At 60.2% G+C, this 25727-nt stretch carries 19 protein-coding genes and 1 pseudogene; 13 read left to right on the plus strand and 7 right to left on the minus strand.

What is annotated here, in order from left to right; translation table 11 throughout:
* Position 1 precedes the first annotated feature (1 nt).
* Positions 2 to 1384, plus strand: coding sequence for a cysteine--tRNA ligase (cysS, locus tag ACM6HV_RS04205; protein WP_047291685.1), 1383 nt, complete (start codon positions 2 to 4; stop codon positions 1382 to 1384).
* A 198-nt stretch (positions 1385 to 1582) separates the two neighbouring features.
* Here the strand turns inward: cysS and ACM6HV_RS04210 are convergent, their stop codons facing one another.
* On the minus strand, positions 1583 to 3424 hold the full coding sequence (locus ACM6HV_RS04210) for a sigma-54-dependent Fis family transcriptional regulator (protein WP_414903590.1): 1842 nt from the start codon (positions 3422 to 3424) through the stop codon (positions 1583 to 1585).
* 384 nt (positions 3425 to 3808) lie between these two features.
* Between ACM6HV_RS04210 and ACM6HV_RS04215 the strand changes: the two genes are divergently transcribed.
* The 6 genes from ACM6HV_RS04215 to ACM6HV_RS04240 are packed head-to-tail and all read left to right on the plus strand — an operon-like array spanning position 3809 to position 9765.
* Entirely contained in the window at positions 3809 to 4903 is a 1095-nt protein-coding gene (locus ACM6HV_RS04215) for an ABC transporter ATP-binding protein (protein ID WP_041073274.1), read from the plus strand.
* The gene (locus tag ACM6HV_RS04220) at positions 4903 to 6018 is read left to right on the plus strand and encodes an ABC transporter ATP-binding protein (RefSeq protein ID WP_041073275.1); all 1116 of its coding nucleotides are present in this window, start codon (positions 4903 to 4905) and stop codon (positions 6016 to 6018) included. Before ACM6HV_RS04215 ends, ACM6HV_RS04220 begins: the two co-directional genes overlap by 1 nt.
* Positions 6015 to 6881 carry a carbohydrate ABC transporter permease gene (locus ACM6HV_RS04225; protein WP_007961995.1) on the plus strand — a complete coding sequence of 289 codons (867 nt, stop codon included), beginning with the start codon at positions 6015 to 6017 and terminating at the stop codon, positions 6879 to 6881. The genes ACM6HV_RS04220 and ACM6HV_RS04225 overlap by 4 nt, the downstream gene beginning before the upstream one ends.
* A gap of 10 nt (positions 6882 to 6891) precedes the next feature.
* Positions 6892 to 7692 (plus strand): carbohydrate ABC transporter permease, encoded by an 801-nt coding sequence (locus ACM6HV_RS04230; RefSeq protein ID WP_041073277.1) that lies wholly within the window; start codon positions 6892 to 6894, stop codon positions 7690 to 7692.
* A 10-nt stretch (positions 7693 to 7702) separates the two neighbouring features.
* Positions 7703 to 7975, plus strand: coding sequence for a DUF2160 domain-containing protein (locus ACM6HV_RS04235; protein ID WP_027614647.1), 273 nt, complete (start codon positions 7703 to 7705; stop codon positions 7973 to 7975).
* Positions 7976 to 8022: 47 nt separating this feature from the next.
* Entirely contained in the window at positions 8023 to 9765 is a 1743-nt protein-coding gene (locus tag ACM6HV_RS04240; protein WP_414903591.1) for a carbohydrate ABC transporter substrate-binding protein, read from the plus strand.
* Positions 9766 to 10484: 719 nt separating this feature from the next.
* Here ACM6HV_RS04240 and ACM6HV_RS04245 read toward each other — a convergent pair.
* Positions 10485 to 11918, minus strand: a complete 1434-nt coding sequence (locus tag ACM6HV_RS04245; RefSeq protein ID WP_414903592.1) for a heavy metal sensor histidine kinase — start codon at positions 11916 to 11918, stop codon at positions 10485 to 10487.
* Positions 11915 to 12589: a heavy metal response regulator transcription factor gene (locus ACM6HV_RS04250; RefSeq protein WP_145596650.1), complete on the minus strand. Its 675-nt coding sequence runs from the start codon at positions 12587 to 12589 to the stop codon at positions 11915 to 11917. Before ACM6HV_RS04250 ends, ACM6HV_RS04245 begins: the two co-directional genes overlap by 4 nt.
* A 407-nt stretch (positions 12590 to 12996) precedes the next feature.
* Between ACM6HV_RS04250 and ACM6HV_RS04255 the strand changes: the two genes are divergently transcribed.
* From ACM6HV_RS04255 to ACM6HV_RS04280, 6 genes are all read left to right on the plus strand, one after another.
* The gene (locus ACM6HV_RS04255) at positions 12997 to 14244 is read left to right on the plus strand and encodes a TolC family protein (RefSeq protein ID WP_414903593.1); all 1248 of its coding nucleotides are present in this window, start codon (positions 12997 to 12999) and stop codon (positions 14242 to 14244) included.
* Positions 14245 to 14292: 48 nt separating this feature from the next.
* Positions 14293 to 15486, plus strand: a complete 1194-nt coding sequence (locus tag ACM6HV_RS04260) for an efflux RND transporter periplasmic adaptor subunit (protein ID WP_414903594.1) — start codon at positions 14293 to 14295, stop codon at positions 15484 to 15486.
* A gap of 15 nt (positions 15487 to 15501) precedes the next feature.
* Positions 15502 to 18651: a CusA/CzcA family heavy metal efflux RND transporter gene (locus ACM6HV_RS04265; RefSeq protein ID WP_414903595.1), complete on the plus strand. Its 3150-nt coding sequence runs from the start codon at positions 15502 to 15504 to the stop codon at positions 18649 to 18651.
* Positions 18652 to 18907: 256 nt separating this feature from the next.
* Positions 18908 to 19111 (plus strand): co-regulatory protein PtrA N-terminal domain-containing protein, encoded by a 204-nt coding sequence (locus ACM6HV_RS04270; protein WP_182404272.1) that lies wholly within the window; start codon positions 18908 to 18910, stop codon positions 19109 to 19111.
* Positions 19112 to 19187: 76 nt separating this feature from the next.
* Positions 19188 to 19520: a DUF2790 domain-containing protein gene (locus ACM6HV_RS04275; RefSeq protein WP_145596659.1), complete on the plus strand. Its 333-nt coding sequence runs from the start codon at positions 19188 to 19190 to the stop codon at positions 19518 to 19520.
* A 464-nt stretch (positions 19521 to 19984) separates the two neighbouring features.
* Positions 19985 to 20365: a DUF6124 family protein gene (locus ACM6HV_RS04280; RefSeq protein WP_414903596.1), complete on the plus strand. Its 381-nt coding sequence runs from the start codon at positions 19985 to 19987 to the stop codon at positions 20363 to 20365.
* Positions 20366 to 20572: 207 nt separating this feature from the next.
* On the opposite strand, the gene ACM6HV_RS04285 is transcribed toward ACM6HV_RS04280, so the two are convergent.
* The 4 genes and pseudogenes from ACM6HV_RS04285 to nuoM all read right to left on the minus strand — a co-directional run bounded on the left by ACM6HV_RS04285 (position 20573) and on the right by nuoM (position 25692).
* The gene (locus tag ACM6HV_RS04285; protein WP_414903597.1) at positions 20573 to 21898 is read right to left on the minus strand and encodes an OprD family porin; all 1326 of its coding nucleotides are present in this window, start codon (positions 21896 to 21898) and stop codon (positions 20573 to 20575) included.
* A 425-nt stretch (positions 21899 to 22323) separates the two neighbouring features.
* A pseudogene (locus ACM6HV_RS04290) lies at positions 22324 to 22419 on the minus strand (transcriptional regulator); the annotation flags it as partial.
* A gap of 269 nt (positions 22420 to 22688) precedes the next feature.
* The gene (gene nuoN, locus ACM6HV_RS04295) at positions 22689 to 24152 is read right to left on the minus strand and encodes an NADH-quinone oxidoreductase subunit NuoN (protein ID WP_095666947.1); all 1464 of its coding nucleotides are present in this window, start codon (positions 24150 to 24152) and stop codon (positions 22689 to 22691) included.
* Positions 24153 to 24159: 7 nt separating this feature from the next.
* Positions 24160 to 25692, minus strand: coding sequence for an NADH-quinone oxidoreductase subunit M (gene nuoM / locus ACM6HV_RS04300; RefSeq protein ID WP_027614661.1), 1533 nt, complete (start codon positions 25690 to 25692; stop codon positions 24160 to 24162).
* Positions 25693 to 25727: the final 35 nt, after the last annotated feature.

Below are 25727 nucleotides of genomic sequence, written 5' to 3' on the forward strand. Positions count from 1 at the left end.
AGTGCTGACGATCTACAACACGCTCACCAAGAGCAAAGAAGTCTTCAAGCCGCTGGATGGCAACAAGGTGCGCATGTACGTGTGCGGCATGACCGTGTACGACTACTGCCACCTCGGCCACGGCCGCAGCATGGTCGCGTTCGACCTGGTGACCCGCTGGTTGCGGTTCAGCGGTTACGACCTGACCTACGTGCGCAACATCACCGACATCGACGACAAGATCATCAATCGTGCCCGCGAGAACGGTGAGTCGTTCGAAGCGCTGACCGAACGCATGATCGCCGCGATGCACGAAGACGAAGCGCGCCTGAACATCAAGAAGCCGGACATGGAGCCGCGCGCTACGGATCACATTCCGGGCATGCATGCGATGATCCAGACCCTGATCGACAAGGGCTTCGCTTATGCTCCGGGCAATGGCGACGTGTACTACCGCGTTGCCAAATTCATGGGCTACGGCAAGCTGTCGCGCAAGAAGATTGAAGACCTGCGCATCGGCGCGCGCATCGAAGTCGACGAGTCGAAAGAAGACCCGCTGGACTTCGTGCTGTGGAAGGCCGCCAAGCCGGGCGAGCCGAGCTGGGAATCGCCGTGGGGCGCCGGGCGTCCGGGCTGGCACATCGAGTGCTCGGTGATGTCCACCTGCTGCCTCGGTGAGACCTTCGACATTCATGGCGGCGGCAGCGACCTGGAGTTCCCGCACCATGAAAACGAAATCGCCCAGAGCGAAGCAGCCACCGGCAAGACCTACGCCAATGCGTGGATGCACTGCGGCATGATCCGCATCAATGGCGAGAAGATGTCCAAGTCCTTGAACAACTTCTTCACCATTCGCGACGTGCTCGACAAGTACCACCCGGAAGTCGTGCGTTACCTACTGGTGTCGAGCCACTACCGCAGCGCGATCAACTACTCGGAAGACAACCTCAAGGACGCCAAGGGCGCACTCGAGCGTTTCTACCACGCGTTGAAAGGCTTGCCGAGTGTTGCCCCGGCTGGCGGCGAAGCCTTCGTCGAGCGTTTCACCACGGTGATGAACGACGACTTCGGCACGCCGGAAGCCTGCGCGGTGCTGTTCGAGATGGTGCGCGAGATCAACCGTCTGCGCGAGAGCGATCTCGACGCGGCGGCCGGTCTGGCGGCACGTCTGAAAGAACTGGCGAGCGTGCTGGGCGTGTTGCAGCTGGAAGCCGATGACTTCCTGCAAGCGGGCGCCGAAGGGCGTGTCGATGCGGCTGAAGTCGACGCGCTGATTGCTGCACGTCTGGCGGCACGCGCCGGCAAGGACTGGGCCGAATCCGACCGCATCCGCGACCAGCTCACCGCCATGGGCGTGGTGCTGGAAGACGGCAAGGGCGGCACGACCTGGCGTCTGGCTGATTGATTGCCTGACCTGTGACAGACAAAACCCGCCTTGTGCGGGTTTTGTTTTTTCTTCCTCAGGACCAGTGTTGACCGGGCTAACGCCTTCGCGAGCAGGCTCGCTCCCACAGTGGACTTTCGTCATGTCCGTTTTCCGTGCACGATACGAATCCCCTGTGGGAGCGAGCCTGCTCGCGAAGAGGCCCTCAAGGCTGAGTTGTCATTCAGCCTGCCGCAACCGCTTGTACAGCGTATTCCGACTCACCCCCAACCGCCGCGCCAGGTGCGAAATATTCCCCCCGGCCGCTTTCAACTCCCGGTTCAACGCCTCCACATCATTCAGATCCAGCCCCAGCGGCTGCACGCTCTCCACCGGCTCCATCTCCAGATCGACAAAAAAATCATCCGGCAGATGCTCCGGCCGCACCGGTTGCTCCTCGGCCATTGCCAGCGCTACCTGCATCACACTGCTGACCTGACGCAGATTGCCCGGCCACGGGTGCCGCTCGAACAGCTCCAGCACTTCGCGGCTGAGCCCGGCCCATTGTGCCGGTTCGCGATGCTGCTCCCACAGGCGTTTGAACAGCGCCTCTTTATCACTGCGCTCTCTGAGCGGCGGCAGTTCCAGTGTCAAACCGCCAATTCGGTAGTACAAGTCCTCGCGAAACCGCCCCAGTTGCACTTGTTCGCGCAAAGAGCGGTTGGTCGCCGAGATGATCCGCAGATCCACCGGGAACAACTCGCTGCTGCCCACCGGTTGTACGCAGCGCTCCTGCAACACCCGCAACAACCGCGCCTGAGTCGGCAACGGCATGTCACCGATTTCGTCGAGGAACAGCGTGCCTTTGTCGGCTTTGCGGATCAGGCCGATGCTGCCTTTCTGGTTGGCGCCGGTGAACGCGCCTTTTTCATAGCCGAACAGTTCTGATTCCACCAGTTCGGCGGGGATCGCCGCGCAGTTGACGGCGATAAATGCCTGTTTGCTGCGTGAGCTGGCTTGGTGCAGGGCTTTGACGAAGACTTCCTTGCCGACCCCGGTTTCGCCGTGGATCAGCAGCGGAATGTCTTTCTCCAGCAGGCGTTCGGCCTGGCGCACGGCTTTTTCTACGCGGCTGTCACCAAAATGCAGAGAGTTAAGGCTGATCACGCCTGGCGCTTTGATCGGCGCCGTTTTCGGTTCGGCAAATACCCGAGGCTGAATCGGCGCCTGTTGCGGTCGCTTCAACAGGCACTGGAAACGGTTGCGCCCTGAGGTCTGCAAGGCAAACGGCAAGCCGTCCGGCTGATTCAGCAGCTCCAGCAGCGACACGTTGAACAGGCTTTCGACGCTGACCCGCGACAGGCGCACGCCAAGCAGATTGTCCGCGCGACGATTGGCTGACAGCACTTGACCGCTCTCATCGAAAATCAGCAAACCGGCCCATTGACTGTCGAGGTTGTTCAACCCGGTGTTGAAGGTCAGTTGAAAGTGCTGACCGTGGAACAGGTTGAGAATCAGACGGTTCTCCACGGTCTGGCTCATCATCTTGACCATGCCCAAGGTGTGCGAGGGCGGCAGGTAGCTGTCGCTGGACACGTCAAGCACGGCGATGACCTTGCGCTCGGCATCGAAAATCGGCGCGGCAGAACCGGTCATGAAGCGGTTGGCCTTGAGGAAGTGTTCATCGTGCTCGATGTGCACCGCTTGCTCGCAGGCCAGCGCGGTGCCGATGGCATTGGTGCCGCTGCAGCGTTCCATCCAGCTCGCCCCGGCGCGAAAGCCCCGGGCCAGGTTCGGCTCGATAAAGCGCTGGGTGCCCCACGATGTCAGCACCTGGCCGTGGTGGTCGGCGAGCATGATCAGGCAATTGGAGTTGCTCAGGATGTTCTCATAGTACGGCAGGACTTCCTGATGGGTGGTTTGCACCAGTGAGTGGTGACGTTCGAGCAATTGCGCAATGCCGGCGGCAGGCAGTTGGTCGAAGGCCGGGGCACTTTGATGGTCGAGGCCGAAGGCGCGGCAACGTTGCCAAGAGGTCTGGACAATCGCGTCATGGGACAGCGGCGGAGCAGGTGCGGCCATGGTGGTGGGCCTCTGATGCAGCGTTTTTTATTGTTGTTATGAACCCAAATCCTGAGCAAAACACAGATCCCCCTGTGGGAGCGAGCCTGCTCGCGAAAGCGGTCTATCAGACACCATTGCATCGACTGACACACCACTTTCGCGAGCAGGCTCGCTCCCACAGGGGATCTCTATCGCATTCAAGATCGGGCAAAAATCGTTCATAGAGTGTTGTTCACAATTGTTCATTGTCAATCGCCCAACTGTTCAAATGTGTTCAGCAATGAACGCCCATTCCCCGTGTTTTTGGCGCTTTTCACGATAAATCAACCACTTGCCATTTCTGGCACGAATGTCGCTCTGCTGCACAGGTCGCTTGACTCCAATAATAAAAAAGGCCGAGCCATGTCACTCACCCTGGAGCACGTCAGCCGTACCGTCGAGGGCCAGACCTGGATCGACGATGCCTGCCTGACCTTCGAACCCGGATCCTTCAACGTTCTGCTCGGCCGCACGCTGTCCGGCAAGACCAGCCTGATGCGTTTGATGGCCGGCCTGGACAAGCCCGACAGCGGCCGCGTCCTGATGAACGGCGTCGACGTCACTCAGCGCCCAGTGCGCCTGCGCAACGTGTCGATGGTCTATCAGCAGTTCATCAATTACCCGACCATGACCGTGTTCGAGAACATCGCCTCGCCGCTGCGTCAGGCCGGTGTCGCCAAGGACATCATCCACAGCAAGGTGCAGGAAACCGCACGGATGCTGCGCATCGAGAAGTTCCTGCAGCGCCATCCGCTGGAGCTGTCCGGCGGTCAGCAGCAGCGCACGGCGATGGCCCGGGCGCTGGTCAAGGATGCCGAACTGATCCTGTTCGACGAGCCGCTGGTCAACCTCGACTACAAGCTGCGCGAAGAATTGCGTCAGGAAATGCGCGAACTGTTCAAGGCCCGCCACACCATCGCGATCTACGCCACCACCGAGCCCAACGAAGCGTTGGCCTTGGGCGGCACCACGACCATTCTTCACGAAGGCCGGGTGATCCAGAGCGGCCCGTCGACTTCGGTGTATCACCAGCCGCAAACCGTGCTGGCAGCGGAGTTGTTCTCCGAACCGCCGATCAACCTGATGCCCGGGCGCATTGCCGGCAACGAAGTCAGCTTTGCCAACTTCGTGCACTTCCCGTTGAACGTCGATCTACGGCCGGTGGGCGAGGGCGAATTCCGCTTCGGCGTGCGCCCCAGCCACATTTCGCTGGTGCCGAGCAACGATGACGATCTGGAACTGGCGGTCACCGTCGAAGTGGCGGAGATCAGCGGCTCGGAAACCTTCCTGCACGTACGCAACGAACATTTCCTGCTGGTACTGCACCTGCCCGGGGTGCACGAATACGACGTCGATGCGCCGATCCGCATTTACATCCCGACCCACAAACTGTTCGTGTTCGATGCGCAGGGCCGTCTGGTGCAGGCACCGGGCCGGCGTGTCGCGAGGGTTGCCTGATGGCCGAAATCCGTTTGCAGCACCTGGCCCACAGCTACAGCAAGCAGCCGAGCGGGCCTGACGATTACGCGATCCGCGAGATGGACCACATTTGGGAGCAGGGCGGCGCGTATGCCTTGCTCGGCCCTTCGGGTTGCGGCAAATCGACCTTGCTCAACATCATTTCCGGCCTGCTCAGCCCCTCGCAGGGGCATGTGCTGTTCGACGGCAAAGCGGTCAATGACCTGACCCCGGAGAAGCGCAACATCGCCCAGGTGTTCCAGTTCCCGGTGGTCTACGACACCATGACCGTGTTCGATAACCTGGCTTTCCCTCTGAGAAATCAGGGCATGGCCGAGGCGAAAGTGCACAGCAAGGTGCAGGAAATCGCCGAAGTCCTCGACCTGCAAAACTTGCTGAGCAAGAAGGCGCGCAACCTCACCGCTGACGAAAAGCAGAAAGTCTCCATGGGCCGTGGCCTGGTGCGTGACGACGTCTCGGCAATCCTCTTCGACGAGCCGCTGACGGTGATCGACCCGCACCTGAAGTGGAAGCTGCGGCGCAAGCTCAAGCAGATCCACGAGCAGTTCAACATCACCATGGTCTACGTCACCCACGATCAACTGGAGGCCTCGACCTTCGCCGACAAGATCGCGGTGATGTACGGCGGCCAGATCGTGCAGTTCGGCACCCCGCGGGAATTGTTCGAGCGGCCGAGCCACACCTTTGTCGGCTACTTCATCGGCAGCCCGGGGATGAACCTGATCGAGGTGCAGCCGCAGCCGGGCGGGGTCGGTTTCGCCTCCACGCACCTGCCGTTATCCGACGCCTTGCAACGGCATATCGAACACGGCCAGTGGAAAAATCTGAAGGTCGGCATCCGCCCCGAGTTCATCCATGTCTGGGATGAGCCGTTTGACGAGGCGATGCAGGCGCGGGTGGTTCACGTCGAAGACCTGGGTACCTACAAGATCCTCACCCTCGACCTCGACGGCGCGCCGTTGAAGGTGCGTCTGGCCGAAGACAAACCGGTGCCGCAGGGCACCGCGTACATCAGTTTTCCGGCGCAGTGGCTGATGGTCTACGCCGACGAGTTTCTTCTTGAAGACACCGACTCTACCGAGGTGCAGCCATGAACAAGGTGCAGAACAACAAGGCCTGGTGGCTGGTGTTGCCGGTATTTCTGCTGGTGGCGTTCAGTGCGGTGATCCCGATGATGACCGTGGTCAACTATTCGGTGCAGGACATTTTCGACCAGTCCAGCCGCTACTTCGTCGGCGCTGATTGGTACAAGCAGGTGCTGCTCGATCCGCGTCTGCATGACTCGCTGCTGCGCCAGTTCATTTACTCGGCCTGCGTACTGTTGATCGAAATCCCGCTGGGTATTGCCGTCGCCCTGACCATGCCGACCAAGGGCCGCTGGTCGTCAGTGGTGCTGATCATCCTGGCGATTCCGCTGCTGATCCCGTGGAACGTGGTCGGCACCATCTGGCAGATCTTCGGTCGCGCCGACATCGGTCTGCTCGGTTCGAGCCTGAATGCGCTGGGCATCAGTTACAACTACGCGGCCAACACCATGGACGCCTGGGTCACGGTGCTGGTGATGGACGTCTGGCACTGGACTTCGCTGGTGGCACTGCTGTGCTTCTCCGGGTTGCGGGCGATTCCTGACGTGTACTACCAGGCGGCGCGCATCGACCGCGCCTCGGCCTGGGCAGTGTTCAGGCACATCCAGTTGCCCAAGCTGAAAAGCGTGCTGCTGATCGCGGTGATGCTGCGCTTCATGGACAGTTTCATGATCTACACCGAGCCGTTCGTGCTCACCGGCGGCGGGCCGGGTAATGCCACGACCTTCCTCAGTCAGACCTTGACGCAGATGGCGGTCGGCCAATTCGATCTGGGCCCGGCAGCGGCGTTTTCGCTGGTGTATTTCCTGATCATCCTGCTGGTCTCGTGGCTGTTCTACACCGCCATGACCCATTCCGACGCCAATCGCTGAGGGCCCGGCCATGCACAAAAGAAAGCTGATTCCGTTGCTGGTGTACATCCTGTTTCTGCTGGTGCCGATCTACTGGCTGCTGAATATGTCGTTCAAGAGCAACACCGAAATTCTCGGCGGGTTGACCCTGTTTCCGCAGGATTTCACCTGGCACAACTACAAGGTGATTTTCACCGACCCGAGCTGGTACACCGGTTATCTCAATTCGCTGTATTACGTCAGCCTGAACACGGTGATCTCGCTGAGCGTGGCGTTGCCGGCGGCGTACGCGTTTTCGCGCTATCGCTTTCTTGGCGACAAGCACCTGTTCTTCTGGCTGCTGACCAACCGCATGGCGCCGCCGGCGGTGTTTCTGTTGCCGTTCTTTCAGTTGTATTCGTCGATCGGGCTGTTCGATACGCACATCGCCGTGGCACTCGCGCACTGTCTGTTCAACGTGCCGCTGGCGGTGTGGATTCTTGAGGGCTTCATGTCCGGGGTGCCGAAAGAAATCGACGAAACCGCGTACATCGACGGCTACAGTTTTCCCAAGTTCTTCGTGAAGATTTTCATCCCGCTGATCGGCTCCGGGATCGGCGTCACGGCGTTCTTCTGCTTCATGTTTTCCTGGGTCGAACTGCTGCTGGCGCGCACGCTGACGTCGGTCAACGCCAAGCCGATTGCGGCGGTGATGACGCGCACCGTGTCGGCCTCGGGCATCGACTGGGGCGTGCTGGCAGCGGCGGGGGTCTTGACCATCCTGCCGGGCATGCTGGTGATCTGGTTTGTTCGCAACCACGTGGCCAAGGGCTTTGCCCTGGGTCGGGTCTGAGGAACGCATGATGGAATGGATGAGCTGGACCACCCCCACGGCGGGGTTCTTTATTGCCATCGGCCTGTTGCTGGTGGGCATGACCACCTGGGAACTGCGCTCGCCGAGCATCCTGCGCCGCGGTTTTCTGCCGATTGCCACCACCCGTGGCGATCGCTTGTTCATCGGTCTTCTCGGCAGCGCCTACCTGCATCTGCTGGTAATCGGCGTCACCGACTGGAGCATCTGGGTGGCGTCCGCGCTGTCTCTGGTGTGGCTGTTGGTTGTGATGCGCTGGGGCTAGTCGAGTCGCTCGGCAATCGTGCTCCGAAACTCTAACTGGAGGTCTCTATGTTCGATAAAAACAATAAGCTGCGACATAGCATTTCATTGGCAGCCATGCTCGCACTCAGCGGTTTGAGCGCTTCGGCCTGGGCCGATGCCTACGAAGACGCTGCGAAAAAGTGGATCGGCAGCGAATTCAAACCGTCAACCCTGACGGCGGATCAGCAGCTCGAAGAACTGAAGTGGTTCATCAAGGCCGCCGAGCCGTTTCGCGGCATGGAAATCAAAGTGGTTTCCGAGACCCTGACCACCCACGAATACGAGTCCAAGGTGCTGGCCAAGGCGTTCAGCGAAATCACCGGGATCAAACTCACCCACGACCTGCTGCAAGAAGGCGATGTGGTGGAAAAAATGCAGACGGTGATGCAGTCGGACAAGAACATCTACGACGGCTGGGTCAACGACTCGGACCTGATCGGTACGCACTTTCGCTACGGCAAGACCGAATCGATCACCGACCTGATGGCCAACGAAGGCAAGAACTTCACCTCGCCGACCCTCGACATCAAGGACTTCATCGGCATCTCGTTCACCACCGCGCCGGACGGCAAGATTTATCAGTTGCCCGATCAGCAGTTCGCCAACCTGTACTGGTTCCGCGCCGACTGGTTCGAACGGGCCGACCTGAAAGCCAAGTTCAAGGAAAAGTACGGCTACGAACTCGGCGTGCCGGTGAACTGGTCGGCCTATGAAGACATCGCCAAATTCTTCAGCGAAGACGTAAAGGAAATCGACGGCAAACGCGTCTACGGGCACATGGACTACGGCAAGAAAGATCCGTCGCTGGGCTGGCGTTTCACCGATGCCTGGTTCTCCATGGCCGGTGGCGGCGACAAGGGCTTGCCTAACGGTCTGCCGGTGGACGAGTGGGGGATTCGCGTCGAAGACTGCCATCCGGTCGGTTCCAGCGTGACCCGCGGCGGCGACACCAACGGCCCGGCGGCGGTGTTCGCCACCACCAAGTATGTCGACTGGCTGAAGAAGTACGCGCCACCGGAAGCGGCGGGCATGACTTTCTCCGAGTCCGGCCCGGTGCCGTCGCAAGGCAACATTGCTCAGCAGATTTTCTGGTACACCGCGTTCACAGCCGACATGACCAAACCGGGCCTGCCGGTGGTCAACGCCGACGGCACGCCGAAATGGCGCATGGCGCCGTCGCCGCGCGGGCCGTATTGGGAAGAGGGCATGAAACTCGGCTATCAGGATGTGGGTTCGTGGACGTTCATGAAATCCACGCCGGAGAAACAGAAGCTGGCGGCGTGGCTCTACGCGCAATTCGTCACCTCGAAAACCGTGTCGCTGAAGAAAACCATCGTCGGCCTGACGCCGATCCGCGAGTCGGACATCAACTCGCAGGCGATGACCGATCTGGCGCCGAAACTCGGCGGTCTGGTCGAGTTCTACCGCAGCCCGGCCCGTGTGCAATGGACCCCGACCGGGACCAACGTGCCGGACTATCCGCGCCTGGCGCAATTGTGGTGGAGCCACATCGCCGAAGCGGCCAGCGGCGAGAAGACTCCGCAACAGGCGCTGGATGGCCTGGCCAAGGATCAGGACGCGATCATGACGCGTCTGGAACGCTCCAAAGCGCAAGCCACGTGCGCCCCGAAAATGAACCCGGAACGCGACGCGCAATACTGGTTCGACCAACCGGGCGCACCGAAACCGAAACTGGCCAACGAGAAGCCGAAGGGCGAGACCGTGAGCTACAACGAACTGCTGAAATCGTGGGCGGATGCGCGCAAGTGATGGTTGATGTGTGAAAAGCAAACGGCACTGTAAGGTGCCGTTTTTTTTGTTGCCTGATCTACCGCTATCGCGGGCAAGCCACGCTCCCACAGGGTTCTGTGTTGCTTACACAATCCGGGCACACCACAAACTCTTGTGGGAGCTGGCTTGCCAGCGATAGCGGTGTGTCAAATAACAAGGATGTGAATGACCTGCCGCCATCGCTTGCAGGCAAGTTCTCAAAGGTTTTCGTGGTGTCCACAAAACTTAAAAACACCCCGATCCCTGTAGGAGCTGCCGCAGGCTGCGATCTTTTGATCCTGATCTTCAAAGGCCAAAGCAAAAGATCGCAGCCTGCGGCAGCTACTACAGGGACATCGGTCAATGCCAGCTTCATGCTTGAATTTCTTCAAAGGTATCAAGCGTGGCGTCAGGCCCGGGTACACCGCGATTCACTGTGGGAGCTGGCTTGCCAGCGATAGCGGTGTGTCAAAAAAATAAGGATGTGACTGACCCGCCGTCATCGCTGGCAAGCCAGCTCCCACAAGTTTGCGTGTCGTCCAAAAAACTCAAAAACACCCCGATCCCTGTAGGAGCTGCCGCAGGCTGCGATCTTTTGATTCTGATCTTCAAAGGCTAAGGCAAAAGATCGCAGCCTGCGGCAGCTCCTACAGGACACCGGTCAATGCCAGCTTCATGCTTGGTATCAAGCATGGCGTCAGGCCCGGGTACACCGCAAATCACTGTGGGAGCTTGCCTGCAAGCGATGGGGCCTTGGGTGCCGCCGCAGGAAAACCGAGGCGGAATACGGTCATGACGCCGGGCAAGCTCTTCACCTGCGCCACACCCTGATGCAGGCTCATGATCGAGCGCACGATTGCCAGGCCCAGCCCGGTGCTGCCCTGCGAGCGCGAGCGGGCGCTGTCGACGCGGTAGAAGCGGTCGAACAAGTGCGGCAGATGCTGTGCTTCGATGCCGACGCCGGGATTGCTCACCAGCAGTGACGTCTGCGTCGCGCCTTGCTCGATCAGCAAGGTGATGGTTTTACCGCTCGGGCAATGACGCAGCGCATTGGACAGCAGGTTGGAAATCGCCCGCTGAATCATCAACCGGTCGCCCAACACCGAGGCGCTGCCCACAACATTCAAGTGAATCTGCTTGTCCTGCGCCGCCAGCGAAAACATCTCCGCAACCTTCGCCGCTTCCGCCTCCAGCGCCACCGCTTCAAACGGCGCCAGTGCCGACGGATGACTGACCTGCGCCAGAAACAGCATGTCCGAGACAATCCGCGCCACGCGCTCCAGCTCCTCGGTGCAGGACACCAGCACGTCCTTGTACTCCTCGGTCGTACGCTCGCGGGACAGCGTCACCTGGGCCTTGCCCATCAGGTTGTTGATCGGTGTGCGCAGCTCGTGCGCCAGGTCATCGGAGAACTGTGACAACTGCTGCACCCCGGCATCGAGGCGGTGCAGCATGAAGTTGATGCCCTGCGCCAGTTCGCTCAGCTCCTGCGGCATGTTGACCACCGACAGCCGATGTTCCAGATCCTGAGTCGAAACCATCGCCGCCACTTTGCGAAACTCGCGCAGCGGCGCCAGTCCGCGCTGCACCGCGCCCCAGGCTGTGAGGCCGATGAACATCAGCAGCAACGGCAACGCGATCAGCGTCGAGCGCAGATAAGCACTGAGCAGCGCTTGATCATGCGCGTTGTCCATCGACAGCAGCACCGGCACGCTGCTGCCGTCCTTGAGGCGAATCAGCTTCGACGCGGTGAGGAACCGCGCGCCTTCGGCATCGCTGCTGTCGCTGTAGGTCAGTTGATCGGTGGTCCCGCGAACCGCTCTGAGTTCCACCCGTGGATCGGTGAGTCCCGAGCCGGATTTGAGCAGCGGCGAACGCAGGTTCGAATGGTCATAAATCGTCAGCGTCAGGTTGTCATGGCCCATGACCTGATCGAGCAGAATGTGCGGTTTGCCGCTGACTTCATTGGCGTCGACGTACAGCGACAGGCTGTGCTCCACCTGCGCCATCTTCTTTTGCAGGCTGTCGCGGGACAGGGCATTGAGCTCATGGGTCAAGGCGAAATACGCAAGGATCGCCAGAAACACCACCAACAGCGCGCCGAGAATACTCACCGTCAACCCGAGGCGCATCGACAGGCTGGCCGGCTTCATTCCCGCGCCTCCAGCACGTAGCCGACACCGCGCAGGGTGTGGATCAGCTTGTTGGCGAACGGGTCGTCGATCTTCGCCCGCAAACGCCGGATCGAGACTTCGACCACGTTGGTGTCGCAGTCGAAATTCATGTCCCACACCAGCGAGATGATTTGTGTGCGCGTCAGCACCTCGCCGGACTGGCGCATCAGCAAGTGCAGCAGGGCGAACTCCTTGGTGGTCAGGTCGATGCGCTGCTTGCCACGAAAAGCCCGATGCCGGCCCGGATCCAGTTCGAGATCAGCGACTTTCAACACCTGTGGCACTGGGATGTTTTCACTGCGACGCATCAAGGTGCGGACCCGCGCCAGCAGTTCGGGAAACTCGAACGGCTTGACCAGATAGTCGTCGGCGCCCAGGTCCAGACCACGAATCTTGTCCGCCAGCCGCCCGCGCGCGGTAAGCATCATCACCCGCGTCGAGTGGGTGCGGCGCAGTTGTTCCAGGACGCCCCAGCCGTCCAGTTCCGGCAAGTTCACGTCGAGAATGATCAGGTCGTACGTCTGCTGTTGCGCCAGATGCAAGCCATCGGCACCGGTGGCGGCGTGGTCAACGATATAACCACTTTCGGTCAAACCCTGATGCAAGTATTCGGCAGCTTTAAGCTCGTCCTCGACGACAAGGATTCGCATGATCTTTCACCACTTTCATTTAATGGATGTTTAATTAAGGCGGTCGGGAAAGTTGTTGTTTTTGTAGGGCCTTGCGTACGTTTCAATCACTTGATGCCAGGCACGGTAAAGGCTGAAGTGGCTACAGGGTCAACGAGCGGAGCCTTTAAACCGGCGTTGCGCGACACCCTGTCGCAGCTAAAAAAGCAAATTTCCGAGACTTCGATTTCGGCAAGTGCTGTTTGGCAGATAACCCGTGCGTGTGTTTCGATGTATTACGACAACGCCGTTTGCACTTCGCATCCTAGAGCAAAACAACTTTCGCTAACCGTTGATAACGGATTTGTAATGTTCCAGTCACCTTGACGATAAGTTCAAAACCCTACCGTGGCGGCATCAAAGATTCTTGAATAAAGGAAGTCTTCCAATTGCCCGGTTTAATAAAACTGACGGCGCGATCACGCCTGAACATAACTGCCAGCGGCCTCTTGTGGTTGGCGTGCAGCAGCCTTGCCAGCGCCTCGACCCTGACGCTTGATCAGGCGCTGCAAAGTGCCTTCGCCGGCAACCCCGATCTCGCCGCCGCGCAGTGGGAAATCGGCATTGCCGAGGGCGATCGCCAACAGGCTGGCCTGATTCCAAACCCCGAAGTGTCGTGGGAAGCCGAAGACACCCGGCGCGACTCGCGCACCACCACGCTGATGCTCAGTCAGCCGATTGAGCTGGGCGGTAAACGCGCAGCGCGGATCGATGTTGCCAGCCGCGCGCAGGACGCTGCCAGCATCGAGCTGGAGCGCAAGCGCAATGCCTTGCGCGCCGATGTGATTCAGGCGTTCAACAGTGCGCAAACCGCGCAGCAACGCTTGCAGCTGTCGCGTCAGTCACTGCAACTGGCCGAGCACGGTTTGCGCGTGGCCCAAGGGCGGATCGAGGCCGGTAAATCGTCGCCGGTCGAAGGCACCCGGGCACAGGTCCAGCTCTCGGACGTGCGCCTGGAGGTGAGCCGCGCCGAGCGCGATCAGGCCAACGCCTATCAGCAACTGGCGCAAGTCATGGGCGCACCGTTGCCGACCTCGACCAACGTGCAAGCCGCCACGCAAAACCTCGCCACGCTGCCGCCGCCCGGCCGCTTGCTCGAGCGTCTGAACCAGACCGCCGAGCTGCGTCTGGCGAAACTGCAGATCGATCAACGCGAAGCCTCATTGGGCCTGGAAAAGTCCCAGCGCATTCCCGATCTGACCGTCAGCATCGGCAGCCAGTACAGCGAAACTGAGCGCGAACGGGTCAACGTGGTCGGGCTGTCGATGCCGATTCCGCTGTTCAACCGCAATCAGGGCAACGTGCTCGCCGCCGCACGCCGCAGCGATCAGGCGCGGGATCTGCGCAACGCCACCGAGCTGCGTTTGCGCACTGAAGTCCAGACCAGCCTTGAGCAATGGCAGACCGCCAACGGCGAAGTCAACGCGCTCAACCAGACCATCCTGCCTGCCGCACAAAGTGCGGTGGACAGCGCCACCCGTGGTTTCGAAATGGGCAAGTTCGGCTTCCTCGACGTGCTCGACGCGCAGCGCACCCTGATTGCCGCGCGTGGCCAATACATCCAGGCCGTCAGCGAGGCGACCGACGCCCGCGTGCGCCTCGAACGGATCTTCGGCGACCTCAGCGTCAGCCCTTGAATTTCACTTTCAGACAACTGCGCGATGGCACGGCGCAGAGGAGTTTCCATGGATAAAAAACTGATGGTGGTCGCGGTGGCGACTCTGGCGCTGGGTATTGGCATCGGTTCGATGTGGCCGGCCACGAGCAACATCGACGCGCATGCCGATGAGGCTTCCGAACATGCTGTCCACGCCGAGGAGGGCGCTGCCGCCGAAGGCGAACAGGCCGAAGAAGGCCACATTGAATTGAGCACCGAGCAGATCGCCGCCGCAGGCATTCAACTGGTCGAAGCGCGGGCGCAAAGCATCAGTCTCGGCTTGTCGTTTCCCGGCGAAGTGCGCTTCGACGAGGACCGCACGGCGCACGTGGTGCCCCGCGTGCCGGGGGTGGTCGAGTCGGTGGCGGTCAACCTCGGGCAAGCGGTGAAGAAGGGCCAGTTGCTGGCGGTGATCGCCAGTCAACAGATCTCCGATCAGCGTAGCGAGCAGGCCGCCGCGCAACGTCGCTTGGCGTTGGCACGTACCACCTACGAGCGCGAGAAAAAGCTCTGGCAGGACAAGATCTCCGCCGAACAGGATTTCCTCCAGGCAAAGCAAGCGTTGGAAGAAGCGGAAATCGCCATGAACAACGCCCGGCAGAAAATCAGCGTGCTCAGCGGCAGCGTGGTCGCTACCGGCGGCAATCGCTACGAACTGCGCGCGCCATTCGACGGCGTGGTGGTGGAAAAACACCTGACGCCGGGCGAGGTGGTCGATGAAACCACCGCCGCGTTCACCCTGTCGGATTTGTCCCGCGTGTGGGTGACCTTCGGCGTTTCGCCCAAGGACCTGACCCAGGTGCAGGTGGGCAAACCGGTCACCGTCAGCGCGCCTGAACTGAAGGCAGAAGTGAGCGGCAGCGTGGCTTACGTCGGCAGTCTGCTCGGCGAACAGACCCGCACCGCGACCGTGCGCGTGACCCTGGAAAACCCGCAAGGCTCGTGGCGACCGGGGCTGTTCGTCACCGCGCGGGTCGCCACCGAGAGCCGCCAGGCCAAAGTCGCCGTGCCGGAAACCGCGATCCAGACCGTCGAGGACAAACCCACGGTGTTCGTGCGTACCGACGACGGCTTCAAGGCGCAGGCGGTGGAACTGGGCAGCCGCGCCGCTGGCCACGTGGAAGTCACCCAAGGGCTGGAACCGGGCGTGCAAGTCGCCAGTGCCGGCAGCTTCGTTCTCAAGTCGGAGCTGGGCAAAGCCTCGGCCGAGCACAGTCATTAATTCTGGAAGGTTCCCATGTTCGAACGCCTGATCCAGTTTGCCATCGAGCAGCGCATCATCGTGCTGCTCGCCGTTCTGCTCATGGCCGGCCTCGGTATCGCCAGTTATCAGAAACTGCCGATTGATGCCGTGCCCGACATCACCAATGTCCAGGTGCAGATCAACACCGGCGCCGCCGGGTTCTCGCCGCTGGAAACCGAGCAGCGCATCACTTTCCCGATTGAAACCGCGATGGCCGGCTTGCCGGCGCTGGAGCAGACTCGTTCGCTGTCGCGCTCCGGGCTGTCGCAGGTCACGGTGATCTTCAAGGACGGCACCGACCTGTTCTTCGCCCGCCAACTGGTCAATGAGCGCCTGCAGATCGCCAGGGAGCAATTGCCCGAAGGCGCGGAAGCGCTGATGGGGCCGATTTCCACTGGCCTCGGCGAGATTTTTCTGTGGACGGTGGAGGCGAAGGAAGGCGCGTTGAAGGACGACGGCACAGCGTACACGCCGACCGATCTGCGGGTGATTCAGGACTGGATCATCAAGCCGCAATTGCGCAATGTGCCGGGTGTTGCCGAGATCAACACCATCGGCGGGTTTGCCAAGGAATACCAGATCGCGCCGGATCCGAAACGCCTCGCCGCGTACAAGCTCACCCTCACCGATCTGATCACTGCGCTTGAGCGCAACAATGCCAACGTTGGCGCCGGGTACATCGAGCGCAGCGGCGAGCAGTTGCTGATCCGTGCGCCGGGGCAAGTGGCGAGCACCGAGGACATCGCCAACATCGTCATGGCCAATGTCGACGGCACGCCGATCCGGGTGAAGAACGTCGCCACGGTGGAAATCGGCCGTGAGTTGCGCAGCGGTGCGGCCACCGAAAACGGTCGTGAAGTGGTGCTCGGCACGGTGTTCATGTTGATCGGCGAGAACAGCCGCACCGTCTCGCAAGCGGTGGCCAGCAAGCTCGAACAGATCAATAAATCCCTGCCGCAAGGCGTGATCGCCGTGCCGGTGTACGACCGCACGCACCTGGTCGACAAAGCCATCGCCACGGTGAAAAAGAACCTGATCGAAGGCGCGATTCTGGTGATCGCGATTCTGTTCCTGTTCCTCGGCAACATTCGCGCTGCGCTGATTACCGCGATGGTGATTCCGCTGTCGATGCTGTTCACCTTCACCGGCATGTTCAGCAACAAGGTCAGCGCCAACCTGATGAGCCTCGGCGCGCTGGACTTCGGCATCATCGTTGACGGCGCGGTGGTGATCGTCGAAAACACCCTGCGCCGGTTGGCGCATGCGCAGCAACATCACGGGCGTTTGTTGAGCCGTGCCGAGCGTTTCAAGGAAGTGTTCGCCGCCGCGAAAGAGGCGCGGCGCCCGCTGATTTTCGGTCAGTTGATCATCATGGTGGTGTACCTGCCGATCTTCGCCCTGAGTGGCGTCGAAGGGAAAATGTTCCACCCGATGGCGCTCACCGTGGTCATCGCGCTGCTCGGTGCGATGCTGCTGTCGGTGACCTTCGTCCCGGCGGCGATTGCACTGTTTGTCACCGGCAAGGTCAAGGAAGAAGAGGGTGCGGTGATGCGCGGTGCGCGTCGTATTTATGCGCCAGCGCTGGCCTGGGTCATGGCGCATCGCGCGGTGGCCGTGGGCGCGGCGTTGGGGGTGATCTTGCTCAGCGGCGTACTCACCAGTCGCATGGGCAGCGAGTTTGTGCCGAGCCTCAGTGAAGGCGATTTCGCCCTGCAAGCGTTGCGCGTACCGGGCACCAGCCTGACGCAATCGGTGGACATGCAGCAGCGTTTGGAGACGCTGATCCTGGCCAAAGTGCCGGAGGTTGAACGGGTGTTCGCTCGCACCGGCACGGCGGAAATCGCTTCCGATCCGATGCCGCCGAATATTTCCGACAGCTACGTAATGCTCAAACCCAAGGAGCAATGGCCTGACCCAGGCAAGTCCCGCGAAACCCTGATGGCCGAGCTGCAAGCCGCTGCCGCGACGCTGCCGGGCAGCAACTATGAACTGTCGCAGCCGATCCAGTTGCGCTTCAACGAACTGATCTCCGGTGTGCGTAGCGATGTCGCGGTGAAAGTGTTCGGCGATGACATGGACGTGCTCAACGCCACGGCGGCGAAGATCGCGGCGGTAATGCAAAAGGTCAACGGCGCCGCTGAAGTGAAGGTCGAGCAGACCACCGGGTTGCCGGTGTTGACCATCAATATCGACCGCGACAAGGCGGCGCGTTACGGGCTCAACGTCGGTGATGTGCAGGACACCATCGCCGTCGCTGTAGGCGGGCGTCAGGCCGGGACGTTATATGAGGGTGATCGGCGTTTCGACATGGTGGTGCGTTTGTCCGACGCCATGCGCAAGGACATCGACGGCTTGTCGGCGTTGCTGATTCCGGTGCCGGCGTTGAGCGGTGCGGCGAATCAGATCGGTTTTATCGCGCTCAAGGATGTCGCCAGCCTCGATCTGGTGCTCGGGCCGAATCAGGTCAGCCGCGAAAACGGCAAGCGCCTGGTGATCGTCAGCGCCAACGTGCGCGGGCGCGATATCGGTTCGTTCGTCAGCGAGGCTGGTGAGGTGATCGAACGTGATGTGCAGGTGCCGGCCGGTTACTGGACCCGTTGGGGCGGGCAGTTCGAGCAACTGCAATCGGCGGCCAAGCGCTTGCAGATAGTCGTGCCGGTGGCGTTGCTGCTGGTATTCGGGCTGTTGTTCATGATGTTCAACAATCTGAAGGACGGCTTGCTGGTGTTTACCGGGATACCGTTTGCGTTGACCGGTGGGGTGATGGCGTTGTGGCTGCGGGATATTCCGTTGTCGATTTCGGCAGGCGTCGGGTTTATTGCGCTGTCCGGGGTGGCGGTGCTCAACGGGTTGGTGATGATCGCGTTCATTCGCAATTTGCGTGAGGAAGGAAGGTCGTTGGCCGAGGCGATCAATGTCGGCGCGCTCACGCGGTTGCGGCCGGTATTGATGACGGCGTTGGTGGCGTCGTTGGGTTTCATTCCAATGGCCCTTGCGACCGGCACCGGTGCTGAAGTGCAGCGGCCGCTGGCGACGGTGGTGATCGGCGGGATTCTGTCCTCGACGATTCTCACGCTGCTGATCTTGCCGGCGCTGTATCAGATCGCCCATCGCCGGGATGAGGACGTAGTGCCCATCCGGTAGAACAGCACTACCTTTGTGGCGAGGGGATTTATCCCCGATGGGGCTGCGCAGCAAGCCCGCTTTTTTGGATAAAGAGCGGGGCCGCTGCGCGGCCCATCGGGGATAAATCCCCTCGCCACAAGATATTTCTCAGTCCTGAAATTGGTGTGTGGTTGCCGCATTTTCGACATTACGAATCTGTAATTCCTCCGCCACCGTCACGAAAGGTACGTCTTGTTACCTTGATCCCGTCAGTTACTTAAACGAGGAATCAACAATGAAAATCGTACAGATGGGTGCTTTTGTGGTGGCGTTGGCGATGTCTTCCCTGGTCATGGCTGAAGGTGGCGGCGACCGCACGTTCGACCGGATGATGACCAACAATGATCGTTCCATGGAGCTGTTCGTGGCCAAGGAAAAAGCCGCCGGCAACCCGGTGGTGGTCAATGAAAAAGCAGTCGACAACCGCAAGAGCCTGTAAGCGACAGCACTTGATCAAGCCCGTCATCGCGCATCGATGCTGGGCTTTTTTATGCCTGGAAGGGAAGGAAATGGATATGAAAATACGCAAGTTGATCGCGTTCGCCGGTGTCATGACGATGTCTTCTCTGGTCATGGCCGAAGGCGGCGGTGACCGCACTTTCGAGCGTGCCTTCAGCGCCAACGCCAAAGCCATGGAGCAATACGCCGCCGAGCAGGGCAAAGCGCCGCCGGTGGTCAAGGAATATGAATACGGGATGAAGCTGGACGTGGTGAAAATCGTCAGCGTGGTGAAGCCGCAGCCGGCTTGCTCGGTAGTACCCACAGCCATGACCTACGAAGACTCGCAAGGGCAACTCAACACCCTCAAGTACAGCGTGGCCGGCGTGTGCCGCAACAGTGGTGGCTAAACAGCACCGGATCCCTGTAGGAGCTGCCGAAGGCTGCGATCTTTTGATCTTGATCTTAAAATCAAAGTCAAAAGATCGCAGCCTGCGGCAGCTCCTGCACGGGGTACATTTTCAGTATCACGATCGGTATTTCAATTCGGGATGTTTAAGGTTGTGTGGGCAAAGCAGAACCTTCCCACAATGTTTTCAGGTTGTCCCTCGGACGTCCGCTCTCTAGCCTGTGTGGGTCGCTGCCAAATCAGCGATCGGGATTGGAACCCCTCGGCTTAACTGAAGCAAATCGCACCGTTCATGACGTATGCTTGCGCACTTTCATGTGTGCACTCCGTTATGGCGGCTGTGCGCGGGAGACTTCGAGTCTGTCGGGTTTTGCTCAGTTGCCCGGGTTCCAACCTGCGTACAGCTGCCACCCTTTCGCGTGGAACCGAAAGGGTCAGCTCCACCGTCAAGCTGAGTAAAACATTATGAAAAAGCCAACACCGAATCCGCCCGAAACAGACACGCCTGCAGACCCCGATCCAACATCCCCCTACGCCGCCATCGACACCCACAAACTCCACGAAGCCGCCGACCGCGCCCTCGACTACTACCTCAAGCCCGCAGCGCCCATCATGGCCACGCCTTACACCGCCAACGCGCTGTTCCTGGTCAACCCCAACGCCGACACCGAATCCCTGCTGGCCAACGCCTGCGAATCCCTGGCCTCGGCCACGGTGATGCTCGGTGATTTCGCCGCGTTGCTGGAGGGCACGCATCGCAAGACGCTGCTGGGGATTGCGCAGGTGGTCATGCTTGGTGAACTGGCGGTGAACAAAGCGCTGGATAACGTCGAACCCAGCGCCTGACCAATGTCTTCTGTAGGCGCTGCCGAAGGCTGCGATCTTTTGTTCTTGATCTGAAAAACCAAAATCAAGGGATCGCAGCCTGCGGCAGCTCCTGCAGGAGTGTGTTTCGGACGGGATAAAAAAGGCGCCCCGAAGGGCGCCAAAAAATTCACCTCTGACCAAAGGAGCAAGGAGCTTCTAAAGGTGAATGGTGTTGCTCGGGGAAACTCAGAGAATCGCCAGCGGGTATTCGACGATCACTCGCACTTCGTCCAGGTCCGACTCGAATGCCGTGGCGCGAGTGGTGGCTTGGCGCAGACGCAGCGACAGGTCTTTCATCGAACCGCTCTGCACCACGTATTTGACTTCCACGTCACGCTCCCAGCGTTTCTGGTCGGTCAGCGGATTGCCGTCGGCATCGCGGCGCATGTACACGGCGTTGGCGTTGGAATAATCGGCGTCGGTGCCGCGCGCGTAACGGGTCATGAACGACAGACCGGGTATGCCGTAAGTGCTCATGTCGAGGTCGTAGCGCACCATCCACGAACGTTCTTTCGGCGAGTTGAAGTCACTGTACTGGATCGAGTTGTCGAGGAAGATCGAGTCGGACTGACGCAGGTAGTCGAAGTCGTCGTTGCCGTTGTTGCGCTGGTGGGAGAGGGCGACGGAGTGCGCACCGAGTTTCACCCCGACGCGGCCGCTCCAGATGTTGTTGTCGAACTGGCCGAGCAGTTGTTTGCCTTCGTCGACCGCTTTGTAATAGTTCAGACCCCCGAACAGCGACAGGTCGTCCGCCAGCGGATAGGTCCAGGCGGTGCCGGCGTAATACTGGTTCCAGGCGTCCTTGAGGCGGCTGGAGTACAAGCTGAAACTGAGGTTCTTGTTCAGCACATAATCGCCACCGCCATAAGCGATCCACGGCGAGTTGACCGGACCGGCGTAAAACGTGGCGAAGTTCTCGCGCATGTCGCTGGACACCGGCTGGCTCATCGCATGCAGCCGTCCGCCCTGAATCGACAGACCGTCGATGCTGGTGTTGGTCGCCGTCACGCCGCGAAAGCTTTCCGGCAGCAAGCGTGAGTCACCGGCCGCCACCACCGGGTTGGCCGGAAACACATCCCCGACCTTGATCACCGTGTCGAACGCCCGCACTTTCGCGGCGCCACCGATCTTGGTGTATTCATCCCGCGCCTGGCCGTCACTGTTGACTGGCAGCACATCGAACGAACTGCGCCCGCCGTTGCGGCCGTCACCGGTGTCGAGTTTCAAGCCGATCATGGCAAACGCATCGACCCCGACCCCGACGGTGCCTTGGGTAAAACCGGATTCGAACTTGCTGATCACCGCATGCGCCCAGGCCTCGGAGTAACCGTTGCCGGTGGGGCTGGACTGGCCGTTGCGATGATCACGATTGAAGTAGAAGTTGCGGTTGAGCACCGTCAGGCTGCTGCCTTCAACAAAGCCCTCAGGCTTGTCTTCTGCAAACACCATGGACGGCCCGGCGCCGACTACCACCGCTAAAGCGGCCATCGACATTTTTGTATTGTTAACCATCAAACACTCCTTGGGTTCGGCAGAACGGGAACGTGCGTCGGCGTGGTTTTATTGTTCGGCGGGGCAGGGCCCGCCGGCATTGGTCGCCGGGTCACATCGTTGCAGGCTGCGGATAACGCCAAGGTGATGGGGGAATTACAATTTCGTCATGTGGTTATATGGATTGAGTGAACGCCACATAAACCTGTGGGAGCGAGCCTGCTCGCGAAAGCGGAGTGTCAGGCACTGAAGATGGGGATGTGCCGACGCCTTCGTCGGAACGCCGCCCGGATCAGGCTCGCTCCCACAGTGGGTTGAGTGAGTCTGATAGATCACATGAGAGCAGATGTAGCTTTTTATCGTTCGAAGGTATCCAGCAAACCGTGTGATAGAGAGGCATCAGTTTCGGCGGGAAGTATGAGTTTGCCCTTCGTGTCGCCGATCCGTTTTACACGCGTCTTCTTCAAGGTAATTTTGCCTTGGCGTTCTTCGGCTATCGCATCAAGGCCATCCATCAACTCTGAAAAAATATCACGCTTCATGGTTCGTAGATCTCCACTTGATAGGTGATCCTCAAATTTAACCGCAATTACCTTCTGCAGAATGTCAGCCATTGCTCACCGCTTTGCAGGCAAATTCCTAGAAAGGGGAGAGCGTTATAAGTCAAAAGATCGCAGCCTTCGGCAGCTCCTACAGACCGCATACCATCCCAATGTAGGAGCTGCCGAAGGCTGCGATCTTTTGATGTTGATTCCCGCAAAAACAAAAACGGCACCCGAAGGTGCCGTTTTCATGTGCAGCCAGCCGGATATCAGCCCGCCAGACCTGCCTGCTGAACCAGCGTAAGCAATGGCTGCGGGTACACACCGAGGAAGAACGCAACCACGGCGATGGCCAGCAGCATCACGCCGCCTGCCTTCTGTTCCCAGTGCAGCTGGGCGTCGTGGCGGCGCAGGTTCGGTTCGATCAGGTACAGGGTGACCATCACGCGCAGGTAGTAGAACACGCCGATGGCGCTGCCCAGTACCAGGGAACCGACCAGCCACCATTGGTGCGACTCGACACCGGTGGCGATGATGTAGAACTTGCCGATGAAGCCCGCGGTCAGCGGGATACCGGCCAGGGACAGCATCATCACGGTCAGGACGGCGGTCAGGTACGGACGGCGCCAGAACAGGCCGCGGTATTCGTACAGCGCGTCGGCGTCACGGCCGTTGTACGGCGAGGACATCAGGGTGATCACGCCGAACGCGCCGAGGCTGGTGATCACATAAGTCACGAGATACACGCCGATGGCTTCCACCGCCAGACCCTTGCTCGCCACCAGCGCGATCAGCAGGTAGCCGAAGTGTGCGATGGACGAGTAACCGAGCAGACGCTTGAGGTTGCTTTGGGTCAGGGCCAGCAGGTTACCGAACAGGATCGAGGCGATGGCGATGACGGTCAGTACGTCGCTCAGCACGCCACTGCTCGCGGCAGGGGAGATCTGGAATAGACGCACCATCACCGCGAACACGGCAACCTTCGACGCCGTGGCGAGGAACGCGGCCACCGGCGCCGGAGCACCTTCGTACACGTCCGGGGTCCACAGGTGGAACGGTACCAGCGACAGCTTGAACGCCAGACCGATCAGCATCATGCCCAGACCCAACTGAGCCAGCGAGCTCGGCAGGTTGGTGGTAGCCAGTGCCTGACCGATACCGTTGAAGCTCAGGGTGCCGGCATCAGCGTAGAGCAGGGCCATGCCGAACAACAGGAACGCGGAACCGGCGGCCGACAGCACCATGTACTTGATACCGGCTTCCAGCGAACGCTTGTTGAAGAAGGCGTAAGCCACCAGACCGTAGACCGGCACCGACAGCAGTTCCAGGCCAATGAACAAACCGGCCAGGTGCTGCGCGCTGACCAGAACCAGACCACCGGCGGCGGCCATCAGGATCAGCAGGTACAGTTCTTCACGGTTGCCCGGGTAACCCGAGCCGCCATCGCCGAGGTAGGCATGGGCGAGGGTTACACAGGCGAGGGTGGCGACCAGGATCAGCGCCATGTACAGGCAGGCGAAGGTGTCGACTTGCAGCAATGGCGTCACGGCCAGAGGCGCGACTTTCAGGGCTGGCAGGATCGACAGCAAGGCCAGGTTCAGACCGGCGACCGAGATCAGGAAGGTCTGCGAGTGGTTGCGGCGCCAGGCGATTGCCAGCATCACCACGATAATGGTGAGGCTGGTGATCAACAGTGGCGCAAGCGCAATAAAGTGTTGAATCGTGAATTCCATAGCGCTCTTACCGGGCCGAAGCGAGTTGAGTGAAGGCGGTGCCGAGCCACTGCTGCACGCCATGCATCGTGGCGGCGGAAGTGTCGAGGAACGGTTGCGGGTAGACGCCGAGGTAAATCAGCAGCGCCGCAAGGCCCAGCACCATGGTCAGTTCGCGACCGTCCATGCCGTGCAGGATCGAATCCGATTTCGACGGACCGAAGTAGGCACGGTGGATCATGATCAGCGAGTAGACCGAACCGAACACCAGACCGGAGGTGGCAATCGCGGTGATCCATGGCGCACTGGCGAACGTACCGATCAGGATCAGGAACTCGCCGACGAAGTTACCGGTACCCGGCAGACCCAGAGAGGCGGCTGCGAAGAACAGGCTGATCGCCGGCAGGTACGCGATACGCGACCACAGACCGCCCATCTCACGCATGTCACGAGTGTGCAGACGCTCGTACAGTTGACCGCTGAGGATAAACAGTGCTGCCGCCGACAGACCGTGCGCGAGCATCTGGATCACTGCGCCTTGCAACGCCAGCTGGCTGCCGGAGTAGATGCCGATCAACACGAAGCCCATGTGGGAAACGGAAGAGAAGGCGATCAGACGCTTGATGTCGGTTTGCGCGAACGCCAGGAATGCACCGTAGAAGATCCCGATCAGACCGAGGGTCATGGCGATCGGCGCGAACTCGGCCGAGGCGTTCGGGAACAGCGGCAGGGCGAAACGCAGCAGGCCGTAGGCCGCGGTTTTCAGCAGGATACCGGCGAGGTCGACGGAACCGGCAGTCGGCGCCTGGGCGTGCGCGTCAGGCAGCCAAGAATGGAACGGTACGACTGGCAGCTTGACCGCGAAGGCGATGAAGAAGCCGAGCATCAGGATGTACTCGGTGGTCATCGACATCTTGGTCTTCAACAGGTCGGCGTAGTTGAAGGTAATCACGCCAGTGTTGTTGAAGTTGACCAGCACCAGACCGAGGATCGCCACCAGCATGATCAGGCCGGAAGCCTGAGTGAAGATGAAGAACTTGGTCGCCGCGTAGATCCGGGTTTTCTTGCCGTCCGAAGAACTGTGACCCCAGAGCGCGATGAGGAAGTACATCGGCACCAGCATCATTTCCCAGAAGAAGAAGAACATGAACAGGTCGAGGGCGAGGAACACGCCGACAACGCCGCCCAGGATCCACATCAGGTTCAGGTGGAAGAAGCCAACGTGACGTTGAATCTCTTTCCACGAGCAGAGTACCGAGAGGATACCCAGCAGACCGGTCAGCAGGATCATCAACAGCGACAGGCCGTCGAGAGCCAGGTGCACGTTGATGCCAAAGCGCTGGATCCAGACGTGCTTGAACTCAAGCGCCCAGGTCGGATCGGCGCCAGGCGCCGGCGCAAATGAATAGTCACCGTGGGCCCACAGCCAGAGGCCGAGGGCGAGTTCCAGGGTCATGGTCAACAGCGCAATCCAGCGGGGGAGGGTAGCGCCGAAGCGCTCACCCATCCAGCACAGCAGGCCGCCGATGAAGGGGATCAGGATTAGCCAAGGCAGAATCATGACGGGCTCGTTTCCTTTCGCAAATTCGCAAGGTT

This window comes from Pseudomonas sp. IT-P260, from assembly GCF_949768395.1.
GTDB classification, from domain to species: Bacteria; Pseudomonadota; Gammaproteobacteria; order Pseudomonadales; family Pseudomonadaceae; genus Aquipseudomonas; species Aquipseudomonas parakoreensis.